This is a genomic window from Streptomyces sp. SID5785 (assembly GCF_009870065.1).
Taxonomy (GTDB): Bacteria; Actinomycetota; Actinomycetes; order Streptomycetales; family Streptomycetaceae; genus Streptomyces.
This window is the reverse complement of record NZ_WWIA01000815.1, coordinates 1-4,026: the sequence shown is the minus strand read 5'-3', so window position 1 is coordinate 4,026 and position 4,026 is coordinate 1. Positions and strand designations below refer to the sequence as shown.

Genomic DNA, 4,026 nt, shown 5'->3' with positions numbered 1-4,026 from the left:
GGGACCGCGGCCCGGGCCCAGGGACCGCGGCCCGGGCCGGATGTCAGTGGGGGCACCTATCGTCGGGGCATGACGACGACCCCGCCGCGCCACACCGTCGCCCTGTCCGCCGACGAGGCCCGCCGCATCGCCCTCCGAGCCCAGGGCTTCCTCGGCGCCCCGGACCGGCGTGCGGGCGTGCGAGGCGTCCTGCGCCATCTCGGCGCCGTCCAGCTCGACACCATCTCCGTCCTGGCCCGCTCCCACGAGCTGATCCCGTACGCCCGCCTCGGCGCGGTGGGCCGCAGAGCGGTCGAGGATGCCTACTGGTCAGCCGAGACGCAGGCCGGCCCGCGCCCGCACGCGTTCGAGTACTGGTCGCACGCCGCCTGCGTCCTGCCCATCGAGGAGTGGCCGCACTTCGCGTTCCGCCGCCGCGCGTACCGCAGCCGCCCGCACTGGGGCCACACCCTGGCCGACGGCGCGTACGACCAGGTGCTCAAGCAGCTGCGCGCGGAGGGCCCGCTGACCGCGACCGAGCTGGGCGGCGCGAAGAACAAGGGCGAGTGGTGGGACTGGTCCGACTCCAAGATCGCAGTGGAGCGCGCGCTCATGTACGGCGAGGTCGTGTGCGTGGAGCGGCGCAGCTGGAAGAGGGTGTACGACCTGGCCGAGCGCGCCGTCCCCGGCGAGCTGCTGCACGACGACCTGGACGACGCCGAGTGCGTGCGCCGTCTGGTCCGCCAGGCCGGCGAGGCCCTGGGTGTCGGCACCCGCGCGGACCTCGCCGACTACCACCGGCTGAAGGCCGAGCAGTTCGACGCGGTCGTCGCGGACACGGGACTGGTCCCGGTGACGGTGGAGGGCTGGGGCTCCAAGCCGGCCTGGGCGGACCCGGCGGCCCTGGAGTCGACCCCGCGCGGCCGCCACCGGACGACGCTGCTGTCTCCGTTCGACTCGCTGATCTGGGAGCGGGCCCGCACGGAGCGGATCTTCGGCTTCACGCACCGCCTCGAGGCGTACGTGCCGCGGCCGAAGCGCGTGCACGGCTACTTCGCGATGCCGGTGCTCGCGGGCGGCCGCCTCGTGGGCCGTGTCGATCCGGCCCGCGAGGGGACGACGCTGGTCGCCCGGCAGGTCTCGATGGACGGCCCGAAGTCGGCCCCGGCGGTGGCCCAGGCCCTGCGGGAGGCGGCGAGCTGGGTCGGCTGCGACAGCGTCCGCGTCGAGCACACGGCGGACCCGGCGCAGAAGCGAGCCCTCGTCGCGGCGCTCGACTAGGGCCGGTCCGGGGCCGGAGCCGGGGCCACCGGCCCCCTAATACCGAGCTGCCGCCCCCGCCCCTCAGCGAATCTCGAGGATCTTCTCCCGCATCGCGTAGACCACGGCCTCCATGCGCGAGTGCAGTTGCAGCTTCTCCAGGATGTTGCGCACGTGGTTCTTCACCGTGTTCTCGGAGATGAAGAGCTCCTTGGCGATGTCCCGGTTGTTCATCCCGGTCGCGACGAGCTTGAGCACTTCGAGCTCCCGGTCGGTCAGCCGGGGAGCCGGCACGAGCCGGCGCTCGTCGGTGCGCTGGATCATCGACTTGAACTCGGTGAGGAGCTTCGACGCCATCGACGGGCTGATCTGCGACTGCCCGTCGGCGACGGCACGGATCGCGGTCGCCACCTCGTCGGTCGAGATCTCCTTGAGGAGGTATCCGGTCGCACCGGCCTTGATCGCCTCGTAGAGGTCGGCCTCCTCGTCGCTGATCGTCAACATGATGATCTTCGCGCTCGGGGCCACCTCCTTGATCGAGGTGCATGCCTCGATGCCGCCTCTGCGGGGCATCCGCACATCCATGAGGACGATGTCGGGCAGCAGGTCGGCCGCCTTGTCCACCGCCTCCGCGCCGTCGCCCGCCTCGCCGACGACCTGGATGTCCTCCTCGGCCTTGAGGACGATCTCGAGCCCGCGCCGGAACAGCGCGTGGTCGTCCACCACAAGGACCCGGATGGGCTCCTTGCGCGGGGAGCCGGCATCCGGTCCCGTGCCGGCGCCGTCGTCGGCAGCGCCGGCGTCGTCGCCTCGCATCGGTCCGAAGCTGTCCGCCATCGTTCCTCCCCCTGAAGGCCGTGGCCCGTCTTCCAGTACCGGGCCAACCCGAGGCGCCAGCACACCGGTTGACCCGGCACGGCCATGATTTCATGCCTCGGCGTCCGCGCGGCGACGGTGCGGTGCACGAGGGGGTCGCACGAGGGTGCCCCCGGGGCGCACACGCACTCCAGGGGCACCGGATGAGTGGTTGTTCGGTCGGTCCGCCCGGTCCGCCCGGACGGGATCAGCCGCCGATGGCGTCTCCCGCGTCCGCGGCCCGGGCCTCGGCGACCATCGGGTCCGAACTGACGTGGATGACGCCGTAGTCGTAGGCGTGACGCCGGTAGACGACGCTGGGTTCCTTGGTCTCGGAGTCGACGAACAGATAGAAGTCGTGCCCGACCAGCTCCATCTCGTAGAGCGCCTGGTCGAGCGACATGGGCGCCGCCACGTGGGTCTTCTCCCGTACGACGAGGGGGCCTTCGCCCTGGACCTCGAGGGAGCCGATCATCGTGGTCGGTACGCCGTCCGCCTCGGAGTCGTCCTTGGCGATCGTGCCGTCCCCGTTGAGCGTGGCGGCGTCGGGGACGCGCTCGGCGACCTCGGCCGCCGAGATCCGCTTCGCCCCGCGCCGCGTGGACCGCTTGCTGTGCTCCTTGCGGAGCCGGGCGTCCAGCTTCTCCGTGGCCAGGTCGAGCGCCGCGTACGGGTCGTTCGCCGCGGCTTCCGCCCGGATCACGGGGCCTCGCGTGCGCAGCGTGATCTCCACGCGGTCGCACCGGTCGGCCTGCCGGGGGTTGGGCTCCTTGGACACCTCCACGTCGAGGCTGATCACCTTGCCGTCGAGCTTCTGGATCTTCTCCAGCTTCAGCTTCTCGGCCACGTGCTTGCGGAACCGCTCCGGTACCTCGGTCTTGCGGCCCTTGACGACGATGTCCACGCAGAACTCCGTTCCCGGATAGCTCCGCTCCCATGGCGGAGCATCTCCCTCTTGCACCAGACTCCGGCCACTTCCGGAGTCGCGGACTCGGTGACTTCCACCTCCTCCTCCCCCGTGGACAAGATCTCCACCCCACCACTTCGGGTGATGGCGAAAATCTTTGTACAAACCATCGGGGCGGGCATTCCGAGTATGCGAGGTCCGGCGCCTGTCTTTCCTGCCGAGTTCCTCACAACTGAACATATCTCGCCCGGGCGGATGTCGTCACCCTCTACCGGCTCGTACCTCCATTCAGGTGAATGAACCCTCTCACTACCTGCAACGACGCAGAATCGGGATCAGTTCCGGTTTATTTCGAAGGAATCCGGAGAAGCTGCGATCACAGCCGCGCCGAAGGCGATCCCACCTGGCATTCCCTGCCCGGAATCGGCACCTCCACGCATGGTTACGGAACGCGTTCCTGGCGGCATCGCGGCACGTACGGCGCGTGCCGCCTCGGCCAATGACGCACCGGTCGTCATGAGATCGTCGACCAGCACGATCCGGCCGACTTCGGTCAGCGGTGCGGCTCCACCGCGCGTCACCTCCAGCGCCCCGGCGACGTTGGCCAGCCGCTCCCGCGCGTCCAGCCCCGCCTGGTCGGCAGGCGTTCGCCGCTGACGCAGCACCGCGAGCACCCGCGCCCGCACCCCCGACCCGCGCAGCCCGGCCGCGGCGGCCCGGGCGATCCGCAGCGTCGGGTCGTGGCCGCGCGCCCGCACGGCCTGCGGCGCGGAGGGCATCGGCACGAGCGCCACCACCGCACCCGGCTCCTGCACGCGACCGCCCGCACCCTGTTCGTCCACGCGGCCGCCCGCACCCCGCTCCCTCACGGCGCCGTCCGCACCGCCGTGCTCCGCACCGCCGTGCTCCGCACCGCCGTGCTCCGTTCCGGCCCCGTGTGCCAGCCCGGCCCGCACCGCCGCCGCGAGCGCGGCACCGAGCGGACGCGCCAGGCCCAGCGCTCCGCGCTCCTTGTGGTCGAGCAA

The 4,026-nt window shown here is 71.5% G+C and carries 4 protein-coding genes; 1 reads left to right on the top strand and 3 read right to left on the bottom strand.

Annotated elements, in window-relative coordinates; all coding sequences use genetic code 11:
• The first annotated feature begins 69 nt into the window (after positions 1–69).
• Positions 70–1,260: a crosslink repair DNA glycosylase YcaQ family protein gene (locus GTW43_RS26615; RefSeq protein ID WP_161304512.1), complete on the top strand. Its 1,191-nt coding sequence runs from the start codon at positions 70–72 to the stop codon at positions 1,258–1,260.
• Positions 1,261–1,323: 63 nt separating this feature from the next.
• On the opposite strand, the gene GTW43_RS26610 is transcribed toward GTW43_RS26615, so the two are convergent.
• From GTW43_RS26610 to GTW43_RS26600, 3 genes are all read right to left on the bottom strand, one after another.
• Positions 1,324–2,076, bottom strand: coding sequence for a response regulator transcription factor (locus GTW43_RS26610; protein WP_161304511.1), 753 nt, complete (start codon positions 2,074–2,076; stop codon positions 1,324–1,326).
• A gap of 226 nt (positions 2,077–2,302) precedes the next feature.
• Positions 2,303–3,055, bottom strand: coding sequence for a ribosome-associated translation inhibitor RaiA (gene raiA / locus GTW43_RS26605; protein WP_161304510.1), 753 nt, complete (start codon positions 3,053–3,055; stop codon positions 2,303–2,305).
• 281 nt (positions 3,056–3,336) lie between these two features.
• Positions 3,337–4,026 (bottom strand): ComF family protein (locus GTW43_RS26600; RefSeq protein ID WP_161304509.1); only part of this gene is annotated, 690 nt, incomplete at its 5' end.